Source organism: Pseudomonas sp. 18-147 (assembly GCF_051048045.1).
GTDB classification, from domain to species: Bacteria; Pseudomonadota; Gammaproteobacteria; order Pseudomonadales; family Pseudomonadaceae; genus Pseudomonas; species Pseudomonas aeruginosa.
The window spans coordinates 5,164,405-5,187,708 of the sequence record NZ_CP182296.1; the positions used below are offsets into that span (position 1 = coordinate 5,164,405).

A 23,304-nucleotide genomic window follows, 5' to 3' on the forward strand; every position below is an offset into this window, starting at 1 on the left:
TTGATAGGTGATTCCGCCGGCCGGGCCAATGGCCGCTGCGCCAGGCTCAGCGCTGGCTCAGGGCGAAAGCCTGGAGTTGCGGGTAGAAGGCGCGGAAATCCGCGCTCAGGTCATCGTAGCGCTGGGCCAGTTCTTCCCAGGAGCCGTCCAGCAGGTGCGGTCGCGACAGCCTCCGCGACATACCGCCCAGCACTTCGCGCAAGACCGCGAACTCGCGGTAGCTGCCCAACCAGTCCTGGGCCGCCATCCGCGGCGCGATGCGCGCCAGGCGCTCCGGCAGCGGCGAGGCGGTGCGCAGGGTGCCGTAGACCCGCTCGACGAACTGCGGCAGCGGTTCGTCGGCGTAGTCGTTCCAGTCGCGCGCCAGGCAGTGGTCGAAGAACACGTCCAGCAGGACGCCGGCGAAACGCCGGCGCTCCAGCGGGAAGCGCCGCTTGGCCGCATGCACCAGTGGATGGCTGTCGGTGAAGGCGTCGATGCGCCGGTGCAACTGGATGGCCCGCTCGATCTCGTCCGGCCATTGTCCCTGCAGGCGGCCCTTGACGAAGTCGCCGTACAGGCTGCCGAGCAGTTGGGCCGGTTGCGGGCCGCCGAGGTGGAGATGCGCGAGGTAGTTCATGCGGGCTAGCTTACCCCAGGGACGGAACGGTCGTTTCGATCATCGTCATCAGCCCTGTCGATAGCGACTATCGTCGCAATCGATCCCCATATCGTCCCACACCGATATATAGTTCGTCCCAACCCGATATGGACGGCCAACGGACCACCGCCATGCCACTGGACATCGACGAAATCATCAAGGCTCTCTCCCACCCGGTGCGACGCGACATGCTGCGCTGGCTGAAGGAACCGGAGAAGTACTTCGTCGAGCAGGACCACCCGTTCGAGATCGGCGTCTGCGCCGGCAAGTTCGACCAGCGTACCGGTCTCTCCCAGTCCACCGTATCGGTACACCTCGCCACCCTGCAACGCGCCGGTCTGGTGACCAGCCGCCGGGTCGGCCAGTGGAACTTCTTCAAGCGCAACGAGGAGACCATCCAGGCCTTCCTCGACCAACTCGGCGACGAGCTGTAAGCAGCACTCGCTTCCACCCCACCACCTCGCAGTCCAGGAGCTCGACCGATGCCGGCGTCTCTTCTCGTCCTCGCTTTATCCGCCTTTGCCATCGGTACCACCGAATTCGTCATCATGGGCCTGCTGCCGCAGGTCGCCGGCGACCTGCGGGTATCCATTCCCAGCGCCGGCTGGCTGATCAGCGGCTACGCCTTCGCCGTGGCCTTCGGCGCCCCGCTGATGGCCATGGCCACCGCCCGCCTGGAACGCAAGAAAGCCCTGCTCGCGCTGATGGGCATCTTCATCGTCGGCAACCTGCTCTGCGCGGTGGCCGCCAACTACGGCCTGCTGATGCTGGCGCGGATCGTCACCGCGCTCTGCCATGGCGCCTTCTTCGGCATCGGCTCGGTGGTCGCCGCCAGCCTGGTGGCGCCGAACCGCCGCGCTTCCGCCGTGGCCCTGATGTTCACCGGCCTGACCCTGGCCAACGTGCTCGGCGTGCCGCTGGGTACCGCGCTCGGCCAGGAAGCCGGCTGGCGCGCGACCTTCTGGGTGGTGACCCTGATCGGCGTGGTCGCCTTCGTCGGCCTGGCCAGGGTGCTGCCAAACGACCGCGAGGAAGAGAAGGTCGACCTGCGCCAGGAAATGTCCGCGCTGAAGAACCCGTCGCTGTGGCTGGCCCTGGGCACCACCGTGCTGTTCGCCGCCTCGATGTTCGCCCTGTTCACCTACGTCGCGCCGCTGCTCGGCGAAGTCACCGGGGTCAGCCCGCGCGGCGTGACCTGGACCCTGCTGCTGATCGGCGTCGGCCTGACCGTCGGCAACGTGATCGGCGGCCGCCTCGCCGACTGGCGCCTGGGCACCACCATGGCCGCGGTGTTCGCCGCCATGGCGCTGGTCTCGGCGCTGTTCAGCTGGACCAGCCAGGCCCTGCTGCCGGCGGAGATCACCCTGTTCTTCTGGGCCGCCGCCGCCTTCGCCGCGGTGCCCGCGCTGCAGGTCAACGTGGTCCGCGTCGGGCATGCCGCGCCGAACCTGGTGGCGACCCTGAACATCGGCGCCTTCAACGTCGGCAACGCGCTCGGCGCCTGGGTCGGCGGCAGCGTCATCGACCACGGCCTGGGCCTGACCCGCGTGCCGCTGGCCGCCGCCGCGCTGGCCGCGCTGGCGCTGCTGGCCACCCTGATCGCCTTTTCCGGAAACGGCCGCGCCCAGGCGCAGCCGGTCCTCGATTGATCCCCTGTCCGTCTATTCCCTAGTGGAGGATGTTCCATGGCTACTCTGTTCGATCCCATCGTGCTCGGCGACCTCGAGCTGCCCAACCGCATCGTCATGGCGCCGCTGACCCGCTGCCGCGCCGATGAAGGCCGCGTGCCCAACGCCCTGATGGCCGAGTACTACGCCCAGCGCGCCCATGCCGGCCTGATCCTCAGCGAGGCCACCGCGGTCACGCCGATGGGCGTAGGCTATCCCGACACCCCCGGCATCTGGTCCGATGACCAGGTCCGTGGCTGGAGCAACGTGACCAAGGCGGTGCACGCCGCCGGCGGGCGCATCTTCCTGCAACTCTGGCACGTCGGGCGGATTTCCGATCCGCTCTACCTGAATGGCGAGCTGCCGGTGGCGCCGAGCGCCATCGCCGCCGAGGGGCACGTCAGCCTGGTGCGCCCGAAGCGTCCCTACGTCACCCCGCGCGCGCTGGACACCGAGGAGATCGCCGACATCGTCGAGGCCTACCGCCAGGGCGCCGAGCGGGCCAAGGCCGCCGGCTTCGACGGCGTGGAGATCCACGGCGCCAACGGCTACCTGCTCGACCAGTTCCTCCAGGACAGCACCAACAAGCGCACCGACCGCTACGGCGGCTCCATCGAGAACCGCGCGCGCCTGCTGCTGGAAGTCACCGACGCGGCGATCTCCGTATGGGGCGCCCAGCGCGTCGGCGTACACCTGGCACCACGTGCCGACTCCCACGACATGGGCGATTCCAACCGCCTGGAAACCTTCAGCCATGTCGCCCGTGAGCTGGGCAAGCGCGGCATCGCCTTCATCTGCGCCCGCGAAGCGCAGGCCGACGACAGCATCGGCGTAGCCCTGAAGAAAGCCTTCGGCGGACCCTACATCGCCAACGAAAAGTTCACCCTCGACAGCGCCAACGCCATCCTGGCCAAGGGCGACGCCGATGCGGTGGCCTTCGGCGTCCCCTTCATCGCCAACCCGGACCTGGTCGAACGCCTGCGCCAGGGCGCCGAACTGAACCCGCCGCGCCCGGAAACCTTCTATACCGGCGGTACCGAAGGCTACCTGGACTATCCGACCCTGGCCTGATCGCGCCAGCCAGGAAGAGCCCGCCACGCTTGTCGTGGCGGGCTCTGTGCTTTGCCCGTCTAGCGCAGGCGGAAATACGGCTCCGGCTCCGCGCACGGATCGCGCTGGGCGCAGCCCTTGCAACCGCCGCCGCAACCGCCCGAGCTTTGCGCAGCCACCCGCTCGACCTTGCCGAGCGCGATCAGCCGCTCCAGGATCGCCCCCACCAGCGCCGGCGGCGCGTCCACCTGGCGGCTGAGCTGTTTCAGCCCACGCGCCTGGCCGTCTTCCAGGGCGGCGCGGATCTGCATGAGTGTCGCCATCAGTGACATCCTCCCTGCCCGCTCGGGGCATCGGCCATTCGGCCTGGCAGTTGCAGTACCTGCTCACGGCCGAACAGACGCAGGCAGGTCATCAGGATCAGGTTGAAGAGCAGCACCACGGCGATGGTCAGGACGCTACGCTCGGGGTGCGCGGCGAAGGTGGCGACCTGGTAGCAGAGGGTCGCCAGCGAGTAGGCGACGTTCAGCCCCCAGAGCACCGAGAAAGCCATCCAGCCCTTGCTGCTTTCCCGGGCGATCGCGCCCATGGCGGTCACGCAGGGCACGTAGAGCAGGACGAAGACCAGATAGCTGTAGGCCGCGATGGGGCTGCCGAACTTGCTCGCCATGGTGCCCATCGAGCCGGTCTCCATGTCTCCGTCGGCCATGCTCGCCTCCACCGGGTTGGCCAGCACGCTGAGGCTGAAGGTATCGACCAGGCCGTCCCAGGTCTCGACCAGGGCGTCGCGCAGTTGCCCGGGCAGGTCGTAGCCTTCGTAGTCGAAGGCCTCGCCCTGGATCTGCTCGGCGGTGTAGAGGGTGTTCAGGGTGCCGACCACCACTTCCTTGGCCATCGCCCCGGTGACCAGGCCGACGGTGGCCTGCCAGTTGTCCGGCTGCACCCCGAGCGGCGCCAGCAGCGGAGTGAGACGCTGGCTGACGCTGGCCAGGGCGGAATGGCCGATGTCGCCCTGCACCGGCTTGCCGTCGAGGGTGATGCTGTTCAGGCCGCCGATCACCAGGCTGACCAGGATGATCACCTTGCCGGCCCGCACCACGAAGCCGCGCAGGCGCGACCAGGTCTGCAGCAGCAGGCTCTTAAGGTGTGGCACATGGTACAGCGACAGTTCCATGACGAACGGCGAGGCCTCGCCGCGCATCAAGGTGTGCTTGAGCAACAGCCCGGTGAGGATCGCCACGACGATGCCGAGCAGGTACAGGGAGAAGATCACCAGCGCGCCGCCCTGGCCGAAGAAGGCCCCGGCGAATACGGCGAAGATCGCCAGGCGCGCGCCGCAGGACATGAACGGCGCCATCATGATGGTAATCAGCCGCTCGCGCTGCGCGTCCAGGGTCCGCGCGCCCATGATCGACGGTACGTTGCAGCCGAAACCGACGATCAGCGGCACGAACGACTTGCCCGGCAGGCCCAGCGCCTGCATCAGGCGGTCCATGACGAAGGCCGCGCGTGCCATGTAGCCGGAATCCTCGAGCAGCGAGAGGAACAGGTACATCAAGCCGATCTGCGGCACCAGCGGCAACACCGTGTTGACCCCGCCACCGATGCCCTGGGCGAGGAACACCGTGAGCCAATCGGGCAGGCCGAAGCGGATACCCAGCCACTGGATGCCGTCGATGAAGATCGCCGACGAGCCCTTGTCGAAGATCGGCTGTAGCGCCCCGCCGATGTTGATGGCGAAGAAGAACATCAGGTACATCACCAGCAGGAAGATCGGCAGACCCAGCCAGCGATTCAGGACGACCCGGTCGAGCCATTGGGTCAGCCGGTGCGGCTGAGCCTGCTGGTGGTCGCAGACCGCCGCACAGATCTCGCCGATCAGTCGGTAGCGCGCATCGACGATCGCCAGCTCGGGCTCCTCGCCGCAGCCCTGGCGCGCCTGTTCCAGGGTGGCGGGCGGCAAGCCCAGCGCCGGGCCGTTGAAGATGTCGCCTTCCAGCGCCTGTAACGCCAGCCAGCGCGGCTCGATGGCCGAGGCCGCCGGAGCGCGCGTTTCCAGAAGGTAGCCGACCTGCGCCTGGATGGCCGGTGGGTAATCCACCGCCAGCGCCGCCTGCGGGAGCTGTAGGGAGTCGATGGCCGCCTTCAGTTCGTCGATGCCATCGGCGCGGGTGGATACCAGCGGCACCACCGGGCAGCCGAGACGCCGCGCCAGACCGTCGATATCGATGCGGATGCGCTGGCTACGGGCGATGTCGAGCATGTTCAGCGCGACGATGCAGGGGATGCCCATCTCCCGCAGTTGCACCGTGAGGTACAGGTTGCGCTCCAGGTTCGCCGCATCCACCACGTTGACCAGCACGTCCACTTCGCCGCTGGCGATGTAGCGGCAGGCGATCTGCTCGTCCAGCGAGGCCTGGGCGGAAACGCTGGTCAACGAATAGGTGCCGGGCAGGTCGACCAGGCGTACCGCGTGACGGACGGTATGGAACGCCCCCTCCTTGCGCTCCACGGTGACGCCGGCCCAGTTGCCGACCCGCTGGCGCGAGCCGGTGAGCTGGTTGAACAGGGTGGTCTTGCCGGAGTTGGGATTGCCGATCAGGCCGAGGGTCAATGCGGTCATGGGGATTCCGGGCGGGGTCAGTCGAGCGGGACGAGGGTCAGCAGGGCGAGGTCCTTGCGCCGCAGCGCCAGGCTGGTCTGGCGGGTCTCGACCTGGATCGGGTCGCCCAGCGGGGCGATGCGCACCACGCGCAGCGCCGCGCCGGGCAGAAGCCCCATGGAGAACAGGCGTTGGCGATAGCCGTTGCTGATGGCGGGGGAATAACCGGTGATGCGGTAGGAACGGGACGGTTGCAATGCGCTCATGGCGGATTCCAGGCAGAGGAAGGGACCAATGGCCTCCCTGGCCGGTGACCGAGAATCTAAACGACTCTCACTTAAGGCTCGCTTAAGGACGCAGTATCGGAGTGGAGGAGCAGCGGATTCGCTGATCCAGAGCAATGGAAGCGGGGATTTTCGCCGGGCGCGGCGAACTGTCGCCGCCAGCGCCCGGTGCGACGGGCGGCTGGCGGCGCAAGGGGTCAGCGGGTATTGAGCTGCTGCTGCAGGTTCTGCACCTGGGCCTGGAGGGTGTTGATGTTGCGCATCACCTGGGTGCGGAAGGCGTCGAACTCGGCGGTATTGCCGCCCTGGGCCGGGCGGTTGTCGAGCTGGCTGCGCAATACCAGCAGGTCATCCTGGATACCCTTGATCGTCTGGCTCGGGTTGCCCTGCTTCTTCAGCGCCGCGACATCGCCGCCGAGGGCCTTGAGTTGCTCGTTGGTCTTGCCCAGTTCGACCTGCAGGGCTTTCAGCTTCTCCTGTTCGGCGGCCAGTGTCTGCAGCTTGCCGTCCAGTTGCGCGACCAGTTGCGCCGCGCTTTCCTGCTGGGCCTTGAGATCGCTGGCCAGTTGGTCGAGGCGTTTGCCCTGGCCGCCGAACTGGTTGCTCACATCGGCCTGCTGGCGTTCCTGGCTGCCGAGTTTCTCCTGCAGTTGCTTGACCTGCAGGCGCAGCGCCTCGCGTTCGCTGGTGACGCTGGACTCGCTGGCGACCACCTTGCCGCGAATGTCGTCGAGGCGCCCGGCGGCTTCCTCGCTGATCCTTACGAAGCTTTCCTGGGTCGCCACCAACTGCTGTTCCATCAGGCTGATTTGCTGGTGGCTCCACCAACCCACCCCGGCGAGGGCGATCAGCATCGCCCCGAGCAGGGCCCAGAGCGGGCCGGTAGAGGCCGGACGGCGCTCCTTGGTGTCGACGACCCGGCGCTGCTCCGGTTCGTAGACGTGCCGCGGGTGGTGGCCGAATTCATCACGGTCGGCAGCATCGGTGGTCAGGCTGGGCACATCGTCGAGTTCGTCGAAAGCATCGTTACGCATGGTAAAAACCTGTGAAGGGGAACGGCATCCTGCCGGAGGCCTGGAGAAAGGGCCGAATGGCGCATTATATCGGTTCGGCCCCGCCCCTTCAGCGTCTGCTCGAAGCAAATTGCCGGACCGGGGCGCTCCACCGCGAAGCCGTGCGCCCCAAGACGGAGCGAACGCTGTCCGGCACAGACCGCCGCAGGCCGCCAGCGGTTCCCCGCCCCGCACGCCGGCGCTGGTCCGCGGCCCGCATGGCACGTCGCTTGCCTGGGCTTTGCCGGGCAGATTCGAGAGCCGGAGGATGCATGGAGTTGAACAAATCCTTGCTGGATTGCATGCGCGCCGTGCGCCGACGCCTGCGCGAGGAACAGGCGCTGGATATCCACTTCCAGCAACGCGATGCGATCGCCGCGATGCAGGCGGCCTGCGCCCGCTCCGGCGATGCGACGACGCGGGAGCTGGGACAGCGCCTCGGCAGGCTCAGCGGGGTCGCGCTGCCGCCGGCGGAACCTTCCCTGTTGCCCGCGCAGGCGCCGAGCCGACAATACGCCGGCCCGTTGCGCGGCTGATCAGAGTCCCTGGGCGCGCCACCAGGCGCAGAACTCGTCGAGCGCGGTCCACAGGCTGACCCGCGGGTCGTAGTCGAGGTATTCGCGGGCGCGGTTGATGTCCAGGGTGAAGTTCTTCGCCATCACCGCCATGCCCAGGCGGAACAGCACCGGCTCCGGGCGCCCCGGCAGGATCCGGCAGACGCCTTCGTTGAGCGCCGCCAGGCCATAGCCGACGGCATACGGCAGGTGACCGCCGACCGGCGGCAGGTCGAGCTGGCGCATCACGTAGTTGACCGCATCCCAGAACGGTACCGGCTGCCCGTTGCTGATGTTGTAGACCTTGCCCAGCGCCGGCTCGCCGGCCAGCAGGCAACTGAACAGCGCGTCGTTGAGATTGTGCACGCTGGTGAAGTCGACCCGGTTCAGGCCGTTGCCGAGGATCCGCAGGCGTCCCTTGCGGTGGGCCTGGATCATTCGCGGGAAGATGCTGGTGTCGCCGGCGCCGACCACGAAGCGCGGACGCAGCGCCAACACTTCCAGGCCCAGGTCGCGGGCGCTGAGCACCAGTTGCTCGGCCTGGTACTTGGTCGCCCCGTAATGGTCGGAAAAACGCCGGGGTACGTACTCTTCGTTCAGGTCCAGGTGGTCGCGCCCGTCGAAATAGATCGACGGCGACGACAGATGCACCAGGCGCCGCACCTTTTGCCGCATGCAGGCCTCGACGACGCTCTCGGCAAGCCCGACGTTGGCCGCCAGGAAGCGTTCGCGCGGTCCCCAGACTCCGACCGCGCCGGCACAATGCACCACCGCCTCGACATCCTCGCAGAGGCGCAGGACCAGCGCCGGGTCGGCGAGGTCGCCGGGAACGAACTCGGCGCCCCGCGCCACCAGATGTTCCACCGCGTCCGCACGACGACCGCTGACCCGTACCGACAGGCCCTGCTCCAGGGCGAAGCGAGCGAAACGCCCGCCGATGAAGCCCGTCGCCCCCGTTACCAGAATCCGCATTGCGTTTCTCCCGTTGTTCTTCTTGTGCCGCGACTCTAGCAACCCGGAGCCGCGCCACCACTGGCACAGCATGCCAGAACAACGACCTTGCGGGCCGCCGGCACGACTTGCGTTGGGCGACAGAAGCGGCGCTGCGCGCTACAAGGTCTAACCTGAAACCATGGCCAGTCACTGGATGATCTACGGCGCCAACGGCTACACCGGCCGGCTGGTCGCTGAACAGGCGCAGCGCGAGGGCCTGACGCCGCTCCTCAGCGGACGCAACCCGGCCGCCCTGCACGCGCTCGGCAGCCAGCTCGGGCTGGAGTGCCGGGTCTTCGACCTGGGGGATCCGCAGGCCTGCCGCGAAGCCCTGGACCAGGTGAAGGTGGTGGCCCATTGCGCCGGTCCGTTCTCTGCCACCAGCACGCCGATGATCGCCGCCTGCCGCGCCGCCGGCACCCACTACGTGGATATCACTGGAGAGATCGCGGTGTTCGAGCAGGCCCACGCCGGCGACGCCGAGGCCCGCGAGGCCGGCATCGTGGTCTGCCCGGGCGTCGGCTTCGATGTGATCCCCACCGATTGCCTGGCTGCCTGCCTGAAGGAGGCGCTGCCGGACGCGCAACGGCTGGCGCTGGGCTTCGACACCGGCAGCGGGCTTTCGACGGGAACCGCGAAGACCAGCGTCGAAGGCCTCAAGTTCGGCGGCAAGATCCGCGAGAATGGCCGCCTGCGCGACGTGCCGCTGGGCTACAAGCGCCGCGACATCGATTTCGGCCGCGGCCTGCGGCACGCCGTGACGATTCCCTGGGGCGACGTGGCCACCGCCTACTACAGCACCGGCATCCCGGACATCGAGGTCTACCTGCCGGCGCCGCCGCTGCTGGCCCTGGGCATGCGCCTGATCGACCCGCTGCGTCCGCTGCTCGGTCGGCAACGGGTCCAGGACTGGCTCAAGGGGCAGGTCGACAAACGCATCGCCGGCCCCGACCAGGCGGCCCGCGAGCGCCTGCGCACCTGGGTCTGGGGCGAGGCGCGCAACGCCCGCGGCGAACGCCGCACGGCGCGCCTGGAGACGGCCAACGTGTACGACCTGACCCTGCACGGCGTGCTCCTGGCAGTGCGCCACCTGCTGGACTACCAGGGTCCCGGCGGCTACTTCACGCCATCGCGGTTGCTCGGCGCGCGCTGCGTCGAATCGTTGCCCGGCTCCGGACGAATCACCGTCATCGGCTGATCAGCCTGACACCCGCACCAAGCCGTCGCCGGCGCGGGCGAGCAGGTGCTCGGTGAGCGACGCGAGCAGTTCGCCGCCGTTGCGCCAGTAGTGCCAGTACAACGGTACGTCGATGACCTGGCCGGGCAGCAGCTCGACCAGTTCGCCGCGCGCCAGCTCGCCTTGCACCTGGCGCTCCGGCACCAGGCCCCAGCCGAGACCGCCGGCGGTGAGGCGGACGAAACCTTCCGAGGACGGGCAGAGGTGGTGGATGAAACCGCCCTCGACGCCGAGGTCCTTGAGAAAGCGGTGTTGCAGCAGGTCGTCCGGGCCGAACACGATCGCCGGCACGCCGGCCAGGGCGGCCGCCTCGACCCCGCGGGGAAAGTGCCGGGCAATGAAATCCGGGCTGGCCAGGCCGCGATAACGCATGGCTCCGAGCAGCAGCGAACGCGCGCCGGCCACCGGCCGCGCGCTACCGCACACGCAGCCCGCCACTTCGCCCGCGCGCATGCGCTTGAGCCCGACCTCCTGGTCCTCCACCACAAGGTCCAGCAGCACCCGCCGCTCGGCGCAGAAATCGCCCACCGCGGCGGCCCACCAGGTCGCCAGGCTATCGGCGTTGAGAGCGATGCGCAGGCGCTCCGGGGCACCGCCTTCATCCAGGTTCGGCACCCAGCGCTGCAGGTCGCCCTCCAGCAGCCGCACCTGCTGCACATGGTTGAGCAGGCGGCGCCCGAGATCGGTGGGATGCGGCGGCGTCTCGCGCACCAGGACCGGCTGGCCGACCCGCGCCTCGAGCAGCTTGATCCGCTGCGATACCGCCGATTGCGACAGCCCCAGCGCCTGTGCGGCGCGCTCGAAACCGCCCTGCTCCACCACCGCGGCCAGCGCGGCGAGCAACTTGTAGTCGAACAAAATCAGTTTTCCTAATGAGAGATCAGCAGGATTCGTTTTCCTTATAAATCGCCCGCGGCCACACTCGCCAGCACTTTTCCGATCCACCCGACGCGGACCGACCATGGCTGGCGAAACCTCGCTGCGCACCCTGCTGCGCACGCTCACTCCCGAACTCAATCCCGGCGACTATGTGTTCTGTACCTGCGCCGCTGGCGCGCTGCCGAACGGCGCCGAGCCGCTCGCCAGCTTCCGCGAGCGCGAGGGCCTGACCCTGGTGCTCGAACGCCGGCAGGCCGAACGCCTGGGCCTGCCCTACGAATACGTGGCGGCCTGGATCACCCTGACGGTGCACTCCTCGCTGGCGGCGGTGGGCCTGACCGCCGCCTTCGCCACGGCGCTGGCCGAAGCCGGGATCAGTTGCAACGTGATGGCCGGCTATTTCCACGACCACCTGTTCGTCGCCCGCGACGAGGGCCGGCGCGCCCTCGCCGTGCTCCAGCGGCTGGCGGCGGAGGCACACTGACATGTGGCAGAGCTATCTCAACGGCATCCTGGTGGCTGCCGGCCTGATCATCGCCATCGGCGCGCAGAATGCCTTCGTTCTCGCGCAGAGCCTGCGCCGCGAGCATCACCTCTCGGTGGCCGCGCTCTGCGTGTTCTGCGACGCGGTGCTGGTCAGCCTCGGCGTGTTCGGCCTGGCCAAACTGCTGCTGGAAAACCCGACGCTGCTGGCCATCGCCCGCTGGGGCGGGATCGCCTTCCTGACCTGGTACGGGCTCAAGGCGCTGCTTCGCGCGTTGCGCCCGGACGCCCTCGGCAACGCCGCGGAAACCGGGCCACGCTCGCGCAAGGCGGTGCTTCTGGCGGCACTGGCGGTCACCCTGCTCAACCCCCACGTCTATCTCGATACCGTACTTCTGATCGGTTCGCTCGGCGCCCAGCAGGCCGCGCCGGGCGCCTATGCCCTCGGCGCGGCCAGCGCCTCGCTGATGTGGTTCTTCGCCCTCGCCCTCGGCGCGGCGTGGCTGGCCCCCTGGCTGGCGCGCCCGGCCACCTGGCGCCTGCTCGACCTGATGGTGGCGGCCATGATGCTGGGCATGGCCGCGCAACTGCTGTTCCGGGGATAACGCGGTTTCTGTCTTCCCGAGCGAACCCTCGCGCCGCCAGGCAGTCCAGAGAGAATGTGGCGGTGTTCGCCGGCGAGCTTGCAGAAGCCCGTCGCAGCGCGCCGCCGCCGGCCTTTGCCCCTACAGTTGCTGCGTGGATATGCCCCGACACGGGTGCTATGATCCGGAGTTCGCGGCACTGGGAGCCTAGGCTCCAAGTCGCACCCGGCGCCCTTTCCGGAGCGCTCCGCCGAACGTCCCCCCGGGGATCCAGGACGGGCTCCCGGACAGGCATCGGACCGGCCCCGTGAACCGGTCGCGCGCTAGCCGCGCCAGTCCTGACCTGAGGAAGAATAGGAGAGACACCATGGCTTTCGAATTGCCGCCGCTGCCTTACGAAAAGAACGCCCTTGAGCCGCACATTTCCGCAGAAACCCTGGAATACCACCACGACAAGCACCACAACACCTACGTGGTGAACCTGAACAACCTGATCCCGGGTACCGAGTTCGAAGGCAAGAGCCTCGAAGAGATCGTCAAGAGCTCCTCCGGCGGCATCTTCAACAACGCCGCCCAGGTGTGGAACCACACCTTCTACTGGAACTGCCTGAGCCCGAACGGCGGTGGCCAGCCCACCGGCGCCCTGGCCGACGCCATCAACGCCGCCTTCGGCTCCTTCGACAAGTTCAAGGAAGAGTTCACCAAGACTTCCGTCGGCACCTTCGGTTCCGGCTGGGGCTGGCTGGTGAAGAAGGCCGACGGCTCCCTGGCCCTGGCCAGCACCATCGGTGCCGGCAACCCGCTGACCAGCGGCGACACCCCGCTGCTGACCTGCGACGTCTGGGAACACGCCTACTACATCGACTACCGCAACCTGCGTCCGAAGTACGTCGAGGCGTTCTGGAACCTGGTCAACTGGGACTTCGTAGCGAAGAATTTCGCTGCCTGAGTCTGATCAGAACCACGAAAAAGCCCGGCATTCGCCGGGCTTTTTCGTTTTAATCTGCGGTCCAGGAGCCATCGTCTACCCTCAGGAACTGGTAGACCTTCGCTCGTGATAGCCTCTTGAGGTAAACAAGCTCTTCCTACCGGCTTGTCTTTCGCCCTGGCGACGAACAAGGAAGGCCCCTTGAAACTGGACTCCCGACACAGCCTCTCGCTCAAGCTGCTGCGTGTCGTGCTACTGGCGGCGCTAGCCGTTGGCGTAGTGCTCAGTTGCGCGCAGATCGTCTTCGACGCCTACAAGGCCAAGCAGGCGGTGAGCAGCGACGCCCAACGCATCCTCGCGATGGTCCGCGACCCTTCCACCCAGGCGGTCTACAGCCTCGACCGGGAAATGGCGATGCAGGTCCTCGAAGGCCTGTTCCAGCACGAGGCGGTGCGCCAGGCGAGCATCGGCCATCCCGGCGAGCCGATGCTGGCGGAGAAATCCAGGCCGCTGCTGGACCTGCCGACGCGCTGGCTGACCGACCCGATCCTCGGCCAGGAACGCACCTTCAGCATTCGACTGATCGGCCGCCCGCCCTATAGCGAATACTACGGCGACCTGAAGATCACCCTGGACACCGCGCCCTACGGCGAGAACTTCGTCACCACTTCGGAAATCATCTTCATCTCCGGCATTCTCCGCGCCCTGGCCATGGGCCTGGTGCTGTTCCTGGTCTACCACTGGATGCTGACCAAGCCGCTGTCGAAGATCATCGAACACCTGGTCAGCATCAATCCCGACCGCCCCAGCCAGCACCAGTTGCCGCTGCTCAAGGGGCACGAACGCAACGAGCTGGGGCTCTGGGTGACCACCGCCAACCAGTTGCTCGCCTCGATCGAAAGCAACAGCCACCTGCGCCGCGAGGCCGAGGACAACCTGCTGCGCATTTCCCAGTACGACTTCCTCACCGGCCTGCCGAACCGCCAGTTGCTGCAGCAGCAACTCGACCAGATCCTCGACGGCGCCGGCCGCCAGCAGCGCCGGGTGGCAGTGCTGTGCCTGGGCCTCGACGATTTCAAGGGGATCAACGAGCAGTACACCTACCAGCTCGGCGACCAGTTGCTGATCGCCCTCGCCGACCGCCTGCGCGGGCACAGCGCGCGGCTCGGTTCGCTGGCGCGCCTGGGCGGCGACCAGTTCGCCCTGGTCCAGGCCGACATCGAGCAACCCTACGAGGCGGCCGAACTGGCGCAGAGCATCCTCGACGGCCTGGAAGCGCCGTTCGAGATCGACCAGCACGAGGTGCGCCTGCGCGCCACCATCGGTATCACCCTGTTCCCCGAGGACGGCGAGACCACGGAGAAACTGCTGCAGAAGGCCGAGCAGACCATGACCCTGGCCAAGACCCGCTCGCGCAACCGCTACCAGTTCTACATCGCCAGCGTGGACAGCGAGATGCGTCGCCGCCGGGAACTGGAAAAGGACCTGCGCGACGCCCTGCAGCGCCACGAGCTGCACCTCGTCTACCAGCCGCAGGTGGACTACCGCGACCACCGCGTGGTCGGCGTCGAGGCGCTGCTGCGCTGGCAACATCCGTTGCACGGCTTCGTCCCGCCGGACCTGTTCATCCCGCTGGCGGAACAGAACGGCAGCATCTTCAGCATCGGCGAGTGGGTGCTCGACCAGGCCTGCCGGCAGTTGCGCGAATGGCACGACCAGGGCTTCGACGACCTGCGCATGGCGGTCAATCTTTCCACCGTGCAGCTCCACCACAACGCCCTGCCACGGGTGGTCAGCAACCTGCTGCAGGTCTACCGCCTGCCGGCGCGCAGCCTGGAGCTGGAAGTCACCGAGACCGGCCTGATGGAGGACATCTCCACTGCCGCCCAGCACCTCCTCAGCCTGCGCCGCGCCGGCGCGCTGATCGCCATCGACGATTTCGGCACCGGCTATTCCTCGCTGAGCTACCTGAAGAGCCTGCCGCTGGACAAGATCAAGATCGACAAGAGTTTCGTCCAGGACCTGCTGCAGGACGAGGACGACGCGACCATCGTTCGCGCCATCATCCAGCTCGGCAAGAGCCTGGGCATGCAGGTGATCGCCGAGGGCGTGGAAACCGCCGAGCAGGAGGCGTACATCATCGCCGAAGGTTGCAACGAAGGTCAGGGCTACCTGTACAGCAAGCCGCTGCCGGCCAGGGAACTGACCCAGTACCTCAAGCAGGCGCGACGCCTGAGCCAGGCCACCAGCAGCGAACGGCCCTGATCAGAACAGGCGGCTGAACAGCCAGCCCGCCAATAGCGCGCTGCCCAGGCAGAGCAACGCGGCCCCCGCCGCCTGGCGGCGCAGTTGCACGGCGAGATCGTCCTCGCCCTGGCTGGAGAGAATGAAGGGATGCGCCTCCCCCGGCTTGCCGAGCCGGTGGCGGGTCGGCGCGGCGCTGCTTGCCCGATGCCGATCCTCGACCTCCAGCCGTGCCGCCAGGCGCACCCGGTTCCATTCGCGCTCGTCCAGCTCGCCGTTGCCGTCGCTGTCGAAGCGCGCCAGCAGCCCGTGGAAATCGCCCTTCCATTCACGGATCACCGCACCCTGCGCCCGTTCGGCATCGAGTCCCTGGCGACCGCCACCGCTGCTGCGGAATTCGCCCAGCGCATAGAGCGGCTCGCCGGCATGCAGGCGCTCCTCGGTGTAGCGGTAGAGCCGCTCTCCGCCGACCAGGGTGCCGAAGCTCTCCAGCAGTCGCAGGGTATCGATCGGTGCTTCGCGAAAAGCCTCCCAGCGCTGCTGGGTCAAGGGTCGCACCTCGGCGCCGCGTGGGTCGACCAGGCAGGCATCGGTGGCATCGCTCAAGCCGAATGGCGACTCGCTGGCACCTTTGTCGACGGTGCGCCAGGCCTTCTCGCGGCCGCTGCGCTTTTCCTCGACTTCGATGCGGTAGCGCCACCACAGGCACGGCTTGCCGGTCAAGGGAGCCTGCAGCGGGCCTTCCGGGCCCTCCTCTAGCACCCCGTAGAGTTCGACGAAACCCTGCGCCGCCGAACGGATCCGCGAGGTCGGTACGTCGCCGAGCAGACGCGCCCGGGCAAGGCAGTGTACGAACTGCCAGCCGGCCCAGGCGCAGAGCCCTAGGCTGGCGGCGATGAACAGCCAGCGCAGGTCGAAGTCCATCTCAGCCGAACAGGGCCTTGAGATCGACGTCGGCCTTCTCCGCCTCGCTGAACTGCAACAGCTCGGCGGCCTTGAAGCCAGCGACACGAGCGATCAGCAGGTCGGGAAATTGCTCGATGCGCACGTTGTTCAGGTTCACCGCCTCGTTGTACAGCTCGCGGCGATCGGCGATCCCGTTCTCCAGGCCGCTGATGCGCTGGGAAAGGAACTGGAAACTTTCGTTGGCCTTGAGCTGCGGGTAGTTCTCGGCCAGCGCGAAGAGCTGCCCCAGGCCGGCGCGCAGGCCGCTCTCGGCCTTGCCCAGGGCATTCACGTCGGCGCGCTCGCGGGCGCTGGCGACGGCGTTGCGGGCGGCGATGACCCGCTCCAGGGTGGCGCGCTCGTGCTGCATGTATTGCTTGCAGGCCTCGACCAGCTTCGGCAGCTCGTCATGGCGCTGCTTGAGGAGCACGTCGATGTTGGCCCAGGCCTTGCCCACGGCGTGCTTCAGCCGTACCAGGCCGTTGTAGAGCACCACCGCGTAGCCGGCGAGCAGCAGCAGGACAACCCAGAAAGCGATAGCGGTCAGACTCATGGACGGAGCTCCGGAAGAATATGCTGGCATTCTAGCTGCGCCCGACATGTCCAGGCACGACGGCGATCACGCTGCGCCCTTTTCAAAAATGCAAATCTTTCGCATTATGTGGCAGTTTTTTAACGCCCTCGCGGGTGTTTCCGACAAGCGCACGCCGCTTCGGCACGCCACCAATAAAGCAAAGGAATCCGCCATGACTCGTATGCCCCTGGCCACCGCCAGTCTGCTGGCCCTCGCCATCTCCCTCGCCGGCTGCGGCGACGACAAGAAAGCCGAAGCGCCCGCAACACCGGCGGCCAGCACGCAGCCCGCCGCGCCCGCCGCCGCCCCGGCCGCCAAGGTCGACGAGGCCGCCGCCAAGGCAGTGATCAAGAACTACGCGGACCTCGCCGAAGCCACCTTCGCCGACGCCCTGGGCACCGCCAAGGACCTGCAGAAAGCCATCGACGCGTTCCTCGCCAAGCCTGACGCGGAGACCCTGAAAGCCGCCAAGGAAGCCTGGTTTGCCGCACGTACCCCCTACTCCCAGAGCGAAGCCTTCCGCTTCGGCAACGCGATCATCGACGACTGGGAAGGACAGGTTAACGCCTGGCCGCTGGACGAAGGCCTGATCGACTATGTCGCCAAGGACTACCAGCACGCCCTGGGCAACCCTGGCGCCACCGCCAACATCGTCGCCAACACCGAGATCCAGGTCGGCGAAGACAAGATCGACGTCAAGGAAATCACCGGCGAGAAACTGGCCAGCCTGAACGAGCTGGGCGGTTCCGAAGCCAACGTCGCCACCGGCTACCACGCCATCGAGTTCCTCCTCTGGGGCCAGGACCTGAACGGCACCGGTCCGGGCGCCGGCAACCGTCCCGCCACCGACTATGCCCAGGGCAAGGACTGCACCGGCGGCCATTGCGACCGTCGCGCCGCCTACCTGAAGGCCGTCACCGACCTGCTGGTCAGCGACCTCGAATACATGGCCGGACAGTGGAAAGCCGGCGTCGCCGACAACTACCGCGCCAAGCTGGAAGCCGAACCGGTGGATACCGGCCTGCGCAAGATGTTCTTCGGCATGGGCAGCCTGTCCCTCGGCGAACTGGCCGGCGAGCGCATGAAGGTCGCGCTGGAGGCCAACTCCACCGAAGACGAGCACGACTGCTTCAGCGACGACACCCACCACACCCTGTTCTTCAACGGCAAGAGCATCCGCAACATCTACCTCGGCGAGTACAAGCGCATCGACGGCAGCGTGGTCAAGGGCCCGAGCCTGGCCGACCTGGTCGCCAAGGCCGACGCCGCCGCCAACGACACCCTGAAGGCCGACCTGGCCGACACCGAGGCCAAGCTGCAGGCCATCGTCGACAGCGCCGAGAAGGATGGCGTGCACTTTGACCAGATGATCGCTCCGGACAACAAGGACGGCCAGCAGAAGATCCGCGACGCCATCGCCGCCCTGGTCAAGCAGACCGGCGCCATCGAGCAGGCCGCTGGCAAGCTGGGTATCCAGGACCTGAAGCCGGACAACGCCGACCACGAGTTCTGATTCCTTCCTGCGCCAACAGCGTGCGGCCCATGGCCGCACGCTGCGTTTCAGGGCCTCGAAAGCGGACTTCGCGGGCCTTTACAAACGCAAATCCCTCTTATTTTGATTAGCTCCAACTGGTAAGCTTGCGGGCTGTTTCTACGCAGTCCGGGATGTTCGCCGATGTCGTTGCCGTCACCTTCCATGCCGCTTGCCTGTCTCCTGACGGCGCTCCTTCTGGGCGGATGCGGCGCCGACGACGAACCGCTGCGCGCCGAGCCCGGCGAACACCTGTCCGGGGGCGCGACCACGGTGCTGCAAAGCGACCGCAACGCCTTCTCCCTGCCCTCCGCCAACCTCGCCCCGAGCCGGCGCCTGGACTTCAGCGTGGGCAACAGTTTCTTCCGCAACCCCTGGGTCATCGCCCCTTCCTCCACCACCGCGCGCGACGGTCTGGGACCGCTGTTCAATACCAACGCCTGCCAGAACTGCCATGTGAAGGACGGCCGCGGCCACCCGCCGGGAGCGGACGCGGTCAGCGCGGTGTCGATGCTGGTACGCCTGTCGATCCCGGCCGGCCCTGCGGACGGCAAGACCCTGTTGCACCAGGGGGTGATTCCCGAGCCGACCTACGGCGGCCAGTTGCAGGACGTCGGCATTCCCGGCGTCGCCCCGGAAGGCAAGGTGCGGATGGACTACGAGCCGATGAAGGTGAGGTTCGAGGACGGCACCGAGGTCGAACTGCGCAAGCCGATCCTGCGGATCAGCCAGCTCGGCTATGGGCCGATGCATCCGCAGACGATGTTTTCCGCCCGCGTCGCCCCGCCGATGATCGGCCTCGGCCTGCTCGAGGCGATTCCCGAAGAGGCGATCCTGGCCAATGCCGATCCGGACGACCGCAACGGCGACGGTATCCGCGGGCGCGCCAACCAGGTCTGGGATGCCGCACGGCAGCGCACCGCGCTCGGCCGCTTCGGCTGGAAGGCCGGCCAGCCGGATATCCCGCAGCAGAACGCGCACGCCTTCGCCAACGACATGGGCCTGACCAGCAGCCTGCTGCCCCACGACGACTGCAGCGCCGCCCAGGTCGAGTGCCGCCGGGCGCCCGACGGCGGCGAGCCGGAAGTCAGCGACAACATCTTCGCCCAGGTGCTGTTCTACAGCCGCAACCTGGCGGTCCCGGCGCGGCGCAAGGTGGACGACCCGCAGGTGCTGGCCGGCAAGCGCCTGTTCGCCCAGGCCAACTGCGTGGCCTGCCACGTTCCCGCCTTCACTACCGGTTCCGACGCCAGCGAGCCGGAGCTGGCCAACCAACGGATTCGTCCCTATTCCGACCTGTTGCTGCATGACATGGGCGACGGCTTGGCGGACAATCGCCCGGAATTTCTCGCCAGCGGGCGGGACTGGCGAACCCCGCCGCTATGGGGCATCGGCCTGACCGAAACGGTCAACGGTCACACCCAGTTCCTCCACGACGGGCGCGCCCGCAATCTGCTGGAGGCGATCCTCTGGCACGGCGGCGAAGCCGAAGCGGCCAAGCGGCACGTGCTCGGCTTCGACGCCGACCAGCGCAGCGCCCTGCTGGCCTTCCTGAATTCACTCTGAGGAGCCCACATGTTCCGCCCACGACTGCTCTTGACCAGCCTCGCCATCGCCCTCGGCGCCTGTTCGCCGCAAGACCCGCAGGCCGTCACCAGTGCCGCCCTGGCGCAACAGGTGATCCTGCCGACCTACAGCCGCTGGGTGGAGGCCGACCAGGCCCTGGCCAGCAGCGCCCTGGCCTACTGCCAGGGCAAGGAAGACCTGGCCAAGGCCCGCGACGCGTTCCACGCCGCGCAGAAGGCCTGGGCCGAGCTGCAACCGCTGCTGATCGGCCCGCTGGCCGAGGGCAACCGCGCCTGGCAGGTGCAGTTCTGGCCGGACAAGAAGGATCTGGTCGGGCGCCAGGTCGAACAGTTGCTGAAGAACAACCCGCAGGTCGACGCCGCGGCCCTGGCCAAGGCCAGCGTGGTGGTGCAGGGGCTCTCCGCCTACGAATACATCCTCTTCGACAGCAAGATCGACCTCGCCGACGCCGCCACCAAGGCCCGCTATTGCCCGTTGCTGGAAGCCATCGGCACCCACCAGCAGCAACTGGCCCAGGACATCCTGGCGCGCTGGAAGAACGACGGCGGCATGCTCACCCAGATGAGCAAGTTCCCCAACGACCGCTATGCCGACGCCCACGAGGCGATCGCCGAGCTGCTGCGGGTCCAGGTCACCGCCCTGGACATGCTGAAGAAGAAACTCGGTACTCCGCTGGGCCGGCAGAGCAAGGGCATTCCCCAGCCCTACCAGGCCGAGGCCTGGCGCAGCAACGCCTCGCTGGCCAGCCTGGACGCCAGCCTGAGCGGCGCCCAGGCGCTCTGGGAAGGTATCGACGGCAAGGGCCTGAAGACCCTGCTGCCGGCCGAACAGAAGGACCTGGCCGGCAAGATCGACGCCGCCTACGCCGACAGCCACGCGAAGCTGGCGGCGCTGGAACAGAAACCGCTCTCCGAACTGCTCGCCAGCGAAGACGGGCGCAACCAGCTCAACGCCCTCTATGACAGCCTGAACGTGGTCCACCGCCTGCACGAAGGCGATCTGGCCCGCGCCCTCGGCGTGCAACTGGGCTTCAACGCCAACGATGGCGACTGAGGTCGGCACCATGCTGCGACGTCATGTGATCGGCCTGGGCAGCCTGCTGCTCGGCGCCTTGTCCTTCGGCGGCTGGAGCTTCAGCCGCCAGGGTAGCCAACCGCTGGTGCTGTCGGCGCGCGACGACGCCGATGGCCAGCATTACGCGGTGGGCTACCGCCTGGACGGCAAGTGCCAGTTCGCCACCCGCGTGGCCCAGCGCTGCCACGACATCGTCCAGCACCCGAGCCTGCCGCTGGCGCTGTTCGTCGCCCGCCGGCCAGGCACCGAAAGCTACCTGATCGACCTGAACGACGGTCGCCTGCTGCAGACCCTGGTCTCGCAGAAAGACCGCCACTTCTACGGCCACGGCGTGTTCCACCAGAGCGGCGAATGGCTCTACGCCACCGAGAACGACACTACCGATCCCGGTCGCGGCGTGCTCGGCGTCTACCGTTTCGACGGCGAGCGACTGCAGCACAGCGGCGAGATCTCTACTCACGGCCTCGGGCCGCACCAGGTTTCCTGGATGCCCGACGGCGAGACCCTGGTAGTGGCCAACGGCGGCATTCGCACCGAGGCGGAAAGCCGGGTCGAGATGAACCTCGACGCCATGGAGCCCAGCCTGGTGCTGATGCGCCGCGACGGCAACCTGCTGTCCAAGGAAACCCTGGCGCAGCAGATGAACAGCGTCCGCCACCTGGCGATCGGTCGCGACGGCACCATCGTCGCCGGCCAGCAGTTCATGGGCGATGCCCACGAACATGCCGACCTGCTGGCGATCAAGCGCCCCGGCCGTCCCTTCGAAGCCTTCCCGGTGGCCGAGGAGCAGCGCCTGGCGATGGCCCAGTACACCGCCAGCGTGGCGATCCACGACGACCTGCGCCTGGTGGCACTGACCGCCCCGCGCGGCAACCGTTTCTTCATCTGGGACCTGGACAGCGGTGCCGTACGCCTCGACGCGCCGTTGCCGGACTGCGCCGGCGTGGGCGCGGTGAAGAACGGCTTCGTCGTCACGTCCGGACAGGGCCGTTGCCGCTTCTACGACTGCCAGGGCGAGCGCATCGCCGCGCAACCGCTGGAGCTGCCTTCCGGCCTCTGGGACAACCACCTGCACCTGGCCTGAGAGCGCGGCATCAACCTCTCGCCATACCGGTCCGCGAAAGTCGGAAGCGACCTGCAACACGCTTGAAATCTTTCGCCAATCCTGTGCTTTGACAAGCCCTGAAAGCTGCACGTAATGTGTCGGATTCGCCCCGAAACGGGGCGCTCTCGGCATACCAGGGACCAGGATTATGTTGCTCCGCCGCATGTTGATCATGCTCGCCGCGGTGATCGCCGTGGTGGCGATTCTCGCCGGCTACAAGGTCTACTCCATCCGTCAGCAGATCGCCCTTTTCAGCGCACCGAAACCGCCGATCAGCGTGACCGCCAGCCTGGCCGAAAAGCGTCCCTGGCAGAGCCGCCTGCCAGCCATCGGCAGCCTCAAGGCATTCCAGGGCGTGACCCTCACCGCCGAAGTCTCCGGCACGGTACGCGACGTACTGTTCCTTTCCGGCGACCAGGTGAAGCTGGACCAACCGCTGATCCAGTTGGAAAGCGACGTCGAGGAAGCCACCCTGCGCACTGCCGAGGCCGATCTCGGCCTGGCCAGGGCCGAGTACCAGCGCGGCCGCGAACTGATCGGCAGCAAGGCCATCTCGAAAAGCGAATTCGATCGTCTCGCCGCGCAGTGGGCCAAGACCAGCGCCACCGTCGCCGAGCTGAAGGCGGCGCTGGCGAAGAAGCGCGTGCTCGCGCCCTTCGCCGGGACCATCGGCATCCGCCAGGTGGACGTCGGCGACTACGTCTCGCCCGGGACGCCGATCGCCACCTTGCAGGACCTTTCCACCCTGCTCCTGGATTTCCACCTGCCCGAGCAGGACTTCCCCCTGCTCAGCCGCGGCCAGCTGGTGAAGGTCCGGGTCGCCGCCTACCCCGGCCAGGTGTTCGACGCCGAGATCGCCGCCATCAACCCCAAGGTCGACAACGAGACCCGCAACCTGCAGGTCCGCGCTGCCCTGGAGAACCCGGACGGCAAGCTGCTGCCGGGCATGTTCGCCAACCTCGAGGTGATGTTGCCTGGCGAGGAACAACGCGTCGTGGTGCCGGAGACGGCGATCACCTTCACCCTCTACGGCGACTCGATCTACGTCGTCGGGCAGAAGAAGGACGAGCAGGGCCAGGTGTCGAAGGATGACAAGGGCCAGCCGCAACAGGTCGTCGAGCGCCGCTTCGTCAGGATCGGCGAACGCCGCGAAGGCCTGGCGGTGGTGCTCGAAGGCCTGGAGGGCGGCGAGCAGGTAGTGACTTCCGGGCAACTGAAGCTCGACAACGGCGCCGCGGTGGCCATCGTCGCCGAGCGGGACCTCCAGCAAGAGCACTGAGTCGCGCGCCTT

23 protein-coding genes are annotated in these 23,304 nt (G+C 67.5%); 14 read left to right on the plus strand and 9 right to left on the minus strand.

Annotated elements, in window-relative coordinates:
- Positions 1-46: 46 nt before the first annotated feature.
- Entirely contained in the window at positions 47-619 is a 573-nt protein-coding gene (locus ACM0M4_RS24510; protein WP_003093976.1) for an ACP phosphodiesterase, read from the minus strand.
- A 152-nt stretch (positions 620-771) separates the two neighbouring features.
- On the opposite strand from ACM0M4_RS24510, the gene pyeR reads away from it, so the two are divergent.
- Genes pyeR through ACM0M4_RS24525 form a run of 3 tightly spaced genes read left to right on the plus strand, consistent with a single transcriptional unit; the run spans position 772 to position 3,378 of the window.
- On the plus strand, positions 772-1,074 hold the full coding sequence (gene pyeR, locus ACM0M4_RS24515) for an ArsR family transcriptional repressor PyeR (protein WP_003093978.1): 303 nt from the start codon (positions 772-774) through the stop codon (positions 1,072-1,074).
- A gap of 48 nt (positions 1,075-1,122) precedes the next feature.
- Positions 1,123-2,289 (plus strand): MFS transporter, encoded by a 1,167-nt coding sequence (locus ACM0M4_RS24520; RefSeq protein WP_003103801.1) that lies wholly within the window; start codon positions 1,123-1,125, stop codon positions 2,287-2,289.
- A 36-nt stretch (positions 2,290-2,325) separates the two neighbouring features.
- Positions 2,326-3,378, plus strand: coding sequence for an alkene reductase (locus ACM0M4_RS24525; protein WP_115288868.1), 1,053 nt, complete (start codon positions 2,326-2,328; stop codon positions 3,376-3,378).
- Positions 3,379-3,437: 59 nt separating this feature from the next.
- Here ACM0M4_RS24525 and ACM0M4_RS24530 read toward each other — a convergent pair whose 3' ends face one another.
- From ACM0M4_RS24530 to ACM0M4_RS24545, 4 genes are all read right to left on the minus strand, one after another.
- A complete protein-coding gene (locus ACM0M4_RS24530) occupies positions 3,438-3,680 on the minus strand; it encodes a FeoC-like transcriptional regulator (protein WP_023116195.1) in 243 nt (80 codons plus the stop codon).
- Positions 3,680-5,980 (minus strand): Fe(2+) transporter permease subunit FeoB, encoded by a 2,301-nt coding sequence (gene feoB / locus ACM0M4_RS24535; RefSeq protein ID WP_115288869.1) that lies wholly within the window; start codon positions 5,978-5,980, stop codon positions 3,680-3,682. Before feoB ends, ACM0M4_RS24530 begins: the two co-directional genes overlap by 1 nt.
- A 17-nt stretch (positions 5,981-5,997) precedes the next feature.
- Positions 5,998-6,225 (minus strand): ferrous iron transporter A, encoded by a 228-nt coding sequence (feoA, locus tag ACM0M4_RS24540; RefSeq protein WP_003103819.1) that lies wholly within the window; start codon positions 6,223-6,225, stop codon positions 5,998-6,000.
- A gap of 215 nt (positions 6,226-6,440) precedes the next feature.
- The gene (locus ACM0M4_RS24545; RefSeq protein ID WP_003093989.1) at positions 6,441-7,277 is read right to left on the minus strand and encodes an ATPase; all 837 of its coding nucleotides are present in this window, start codon (positions 7,275-7,277) and stop codon (positions 6,441-6,443) included.
- Positions 7,278-7,567: 290 nt separating this feature from the next.
- On the opposite strand from ACM0M4_RS24545, the gene ACM0M4_RS24550 reads away from it, so the two are divergent.
- On the plus strand, positions 7,568-7,831 hold the full coding sequence (locus ACM0M4_RS24550) for a hypothetical protein (RefSeq protein WP_003103821.1): 264 nt from the start codon (positions 7,568-7,570) through the stop codon (positions 7,829-7,831).
- Here ACM0M4_RS24550 and ACM0M4_RS24555 read toward each other — a convergent pair whose 3' ends face one another.
- A complete protein-coding gene (locus tag ACM0M4_RS24555; protein WP_003103823.1) occupies positions 7,832-8,821 on the minus strand; it encodes an NAD-dependent epimerase/dehydratase family protein in 990 nt (329 codons plus the stop codon).
- A 160-nt stretch (positions 8,822-8,981) separates the two neighbouring features.
- On the opposite strand from ACM0M4_RS24555, the gene ACM0M4_RS24560 reads away from it, so the two are divergent.
- Complete coding sequence (locus ACM0M4_RS24560) at positions 8,982-10,040, plus strand: saccharopine dehydrogenase family protein (RefSeq protein WP_054375986.1); 1,059 nt, start codon at positions 8,982-8,984, stop codon at positions 10,038-10,040.
- Here the strand turns inward: ACM0M4_RS24560 and ACM0M4_RS24565 are convergent, their stop codons facing one another.
- Positions 10,041-10,943 carry a LysR family transcriptional regulator ArgP gene (locus ACM0M4_RS24565; protein WP_003120877.1) on the minus strand — a complete coding sequence of 301 codons (903 nt, stop codon included), beginning with the start codon at positions 10,941-10,943 and terminating at the stop codon, positions 10,041-10,043.
- Positions 10,944-11,040: 97 nt separating this feature from the next.
- On the opposite strand from ACM0M4_RS24565, the gene ACM0M4_RS24570 reads away from it, so the two are divergent.
- From ACM0M4_RS24570 to bifA, 4 genes are all read left to right on the plus strand, one after another.
- Positions 11,041-11,442: an ACT domain-containing protein gene (locus ACM0M4_RS24570; protein WP_003103830.1), complete on the plus strand. Its 402-nt coding sequence runs from the start codon at positions 11,041-11,043 to the stop codon at positions 11,440-11,442.
- Between the two features lies 1 nt (position 11,443).
- Complete coding sequence (locus ACM0M4_RS24575; protein ID WP_003094003.1) at positions 11,444-12,046, plus strand: LysE/ArgO family amino acid transporter; 603 nt, start codon at positions 11,444-11,446, stop codon at positions 12,044-12,046.
- 346 nt (positions 12,047-12,392) lie between these two features.
- The gene (sodB, locus tag ACM0M4_RS24580) at positions 12,393-12,974 is read left to right on the plus strand and encodes a superoxide dismutase [Fe] (RefSeq protein ID WP_003094005.1); all 582 of its coding nucleotides are present in this window, start codon (positions 12,393-12,395) and stop codon (positions 12,972-12,974) included.
- A gap of 180 nt (positions 12,975-13,154) precedes the next feature.
- Positions 13,155-15,218 carry a cyclic-di-GMP phosphodiesterase BifA gene (gene bifA / locus ACM0M4_RS24585; protein ID WP_003094007.1) on the plus strand — a complete coding sequence of 688 codons (2,064 nt, stop codon included), beginning with the start codon at positions 13,155-13,157 and terminating at the stop codon, positions 15,216-15,218.
- Here bifA and ACM0M4_RS24590 read toward each other — a convergent pair whose 3' ends face one another.
- Complete coding sequence (locus ACM0M4_RS24590; RefSeq protein WP_054380008.1) at positions 15,219-16,121, minus strand: GIDE domain-containing protein; 903 nt, start codon at positions 16,119-16,121, stop codon at positions 15,219-15,221.
- 1 nt (position 16,122) lies between these two features.
- Positions 16,123-16,695 (minus strand): LemA family protein, encoded by a 573-nt coding sequence (locus ACM0M4_RS24595; RefSeq protein WP_003094011.1) that lies wholly within the window; start codon positions 16,693-16,695, stop codon positions 16,123-16,125.
- 193 nt (positions 16,696-16,888) lie between these two features.
- On the opposite strand from ACM0M4_RS24595, the gene ACM0M4_RS24600 reads away from it, so the two are divergent.
- The 5 genes from ACM0M4_RS24600 to mexV all read left to right on the plus strand — a co-directional run bounded on the left by ACM0M4_RS24600 (position 16,889) and on the right by mexV (position 23,292).
- Positions 16,889-18,229 (plus strand): imelysin family protein, encoded by a 1,341-nt coding sequence (locus ACM0M4_RS24600; protein ID WP_221345443.1) that lies wholly within the window; start codon positions 16,889-16,891, stop codon positions 18,227-18,229.
- A 162-nt stretch (positions 18,230-18,391) separates the two neighbouring features.
- On the plus strand, positions 18,392-19,813 hold the full coding sequence (locus ACM0M4_RS24605; protein WP_003094015.1) for a di-heme oxidoredictase family protein: 1,422 nt from the start codon (positions 18,392-18,394) through the stop codon (positions 19,811-19,813).
- Positions 19,814-19,822: 9 nt separating this feature from the next.
- Positions 19,823-20,887 carry an imelysin family protein gene (locus ACM0M4_RS24610; RefSeq protein ID WP_003102644.1) on the plus strand — a complete coding sequence of 355 codons (1,065 nt, stop codon included), beginning with the start codon at positions 19,823-19,825 and terminating at the stop codon, positions 20,885-20,887.
- Positions 20,888-20,897: 10 nt separating this feature from the next.
- The gene (locus tag ACM0M4_RS24615) at positions 20,898-21,992 is read left to right on the plus strand and encodes a DUF1513 domain-containing protein (RefSeq protein ID WP_003094019.1); all 1,095 of its coding nucleotides are present in this window, start codon (positions 20,898-20,900) and stop codon (positions 21,990-21,992) included.
- 169 nt (positions 21,993-22,161) lie between these two features.
- Complete coding sequence (mexV, locus tag ACM0M4_RS24620) at positions 22,162-23,292, plus strand: multidrug efflux RND transporter periplasmic adaptor subunit MexV (protein WP_003116198.1); 1,131 nt, start codon at positions 22,162-22,164, stop codon at positions 23,290-23,292.
- Positions 23,293-23,304: the final 12 nt, after the last annotated feature.

Coding starts and splice junctions, on each gene's coding strand:
- ACM0M4_RS24510 (WP_003093976.1), bottom strand. CDS start 619: ATGAACTACCTCGCGCATCTCCACCTCGGCGGCCCGCAACCGGCCCAA.
- pyeR (WP_003093978.1), top strand. CDS start 772: ATGCCACTGGACATCGACGAAATCATCAAGGCTCTCTCCCACCCGGTG.
- ACM0M4_RS24520 (WP_003103801.1), top strand. CDS start 1,123: ATGCCGGCGTCTCTTCTCGTCCTCGCTTTATCCGCCTTTGCCATCGGT.
- ACM0M4_RS24525 (WP_115288868.1), top strand. CDS start 2,326: ATGGCTACTCTGTTCGATCCCATCGTGCTCGGCGACCTCGAGCTGCCC.
- ACM0M4_RS24530 (WP_023116195.1), bottom strand. CDS start 3,680: ATGGCGACACTCATGCAGATCCGCGCCGCCCTGGAAGACGGCCAGGCG.
- feoB (WP_115288869.1), bottom strand. CDS start 5,980: ATGACCGCATTGACCCTCGGCCTGATCGGCAATCCCAACTCCGGCAAG.
- feoA (WP_003103819.1), bottom strand. CDS start 6,225: ATGAGCGCATTGCAACCGTCCCGTTCCTACCGCATCACCGGTTATTCC.
- ACM0M4_RS24545 (WP_003093989.1), bottom strand. CDS start 7,277: ATGCGTAACGATGCTTTCGACGAACTCGACGATGTGCCCAGCCTGACC.
- ACM0M4_RS24550 (WP_003103821.1), top strand. CDS start 7,568: ATGGAGTTGAACAAATCCTTGCTGGATTGCATGCGCGCCGTGCGCCGA.
- ACM0M4_RS24555 (WP_003103823.1), bottom strand. CDS start 8,821: ATGCGGATTCTGGTAACGGGGGCGACGGGCTTCATCGGCGGGCGTTTC.
- ACM0M4_RS24560 (WP_054375986.1), top strand. CDS start 8,982: ATGGCCAGTCACTGGATGATCTACGGCGCCAACGGCTACACCGGCCGG.
- ACM0M4_RS24570 (WP_003103830.1), top strand. CDS start 11,041: ATGGCTGGCGAAACCTCGCTGCGCACCCTGCTGCGCACGCTCACTCCC.
- ACM0M4_RS24575 (WP_003094003.1), top strand. CDS start 11,444: ATGTGGCAGAGCTATCTCAACGGCATCCTGGTGGCTGCCGGCCTGATC.
- sodB (WP_003094005.1), top strand. CDS start 12,393: ATGGCTTTCGAATTGCCGCCGCTGCCTTACGAAAAGAACGCCCTTGAG.
- ACM0M4_RS24590 (WP_054380008.1), bottom strand. CDS start 16,121: ATGGACTTCGACCTGCGCTGGCTGTTCATCGCCGCCAGCCTAGGGCTC.
- ACM0M4_RS24595 (WP_003094011.1), bottom strand. CDS start 16,695: ATGAGTCTGACCGCTATCGCTTTCTGGGTTGTCCTGCTGCTGCTCGCC.
- ACM0M4_RS24600 (WP_221345443.1), top strand. CDS start 16,889: ATGACTCGTATGCCCCTGGCCACCGCCAGTCTGCTGGCCCTCGCCATC.
- ACM0M4_RS24605 (WP_003094015.1), top strand. CDS start 18,392: ATGTCGTTGCCGTCACCTTCCATGCCGCTTGCCTGTCTCCTGACGGCG.
- ACM0M4_RS24610 (WP_003102644.1), top strand. CDS start 19,823: ATGTTCCGCCCACGACTGCTCTTGACCAGCCTCGCCATCGCCCTCGGC.
- ACM0M4_RS24615 (WP_003094019.1), top strand. CDS start 20,898: ATGCTGCGACGTCATGTGATCGGCCTGGGCAGCCTGCTGCTCGGCGCC.
- mexV (WP_003116198.1), top strand. CDS start 22,162: ATGTTGCTCCGCCGCATGTTGATCATGCTCGCCGCGGTGATCGCCGTG.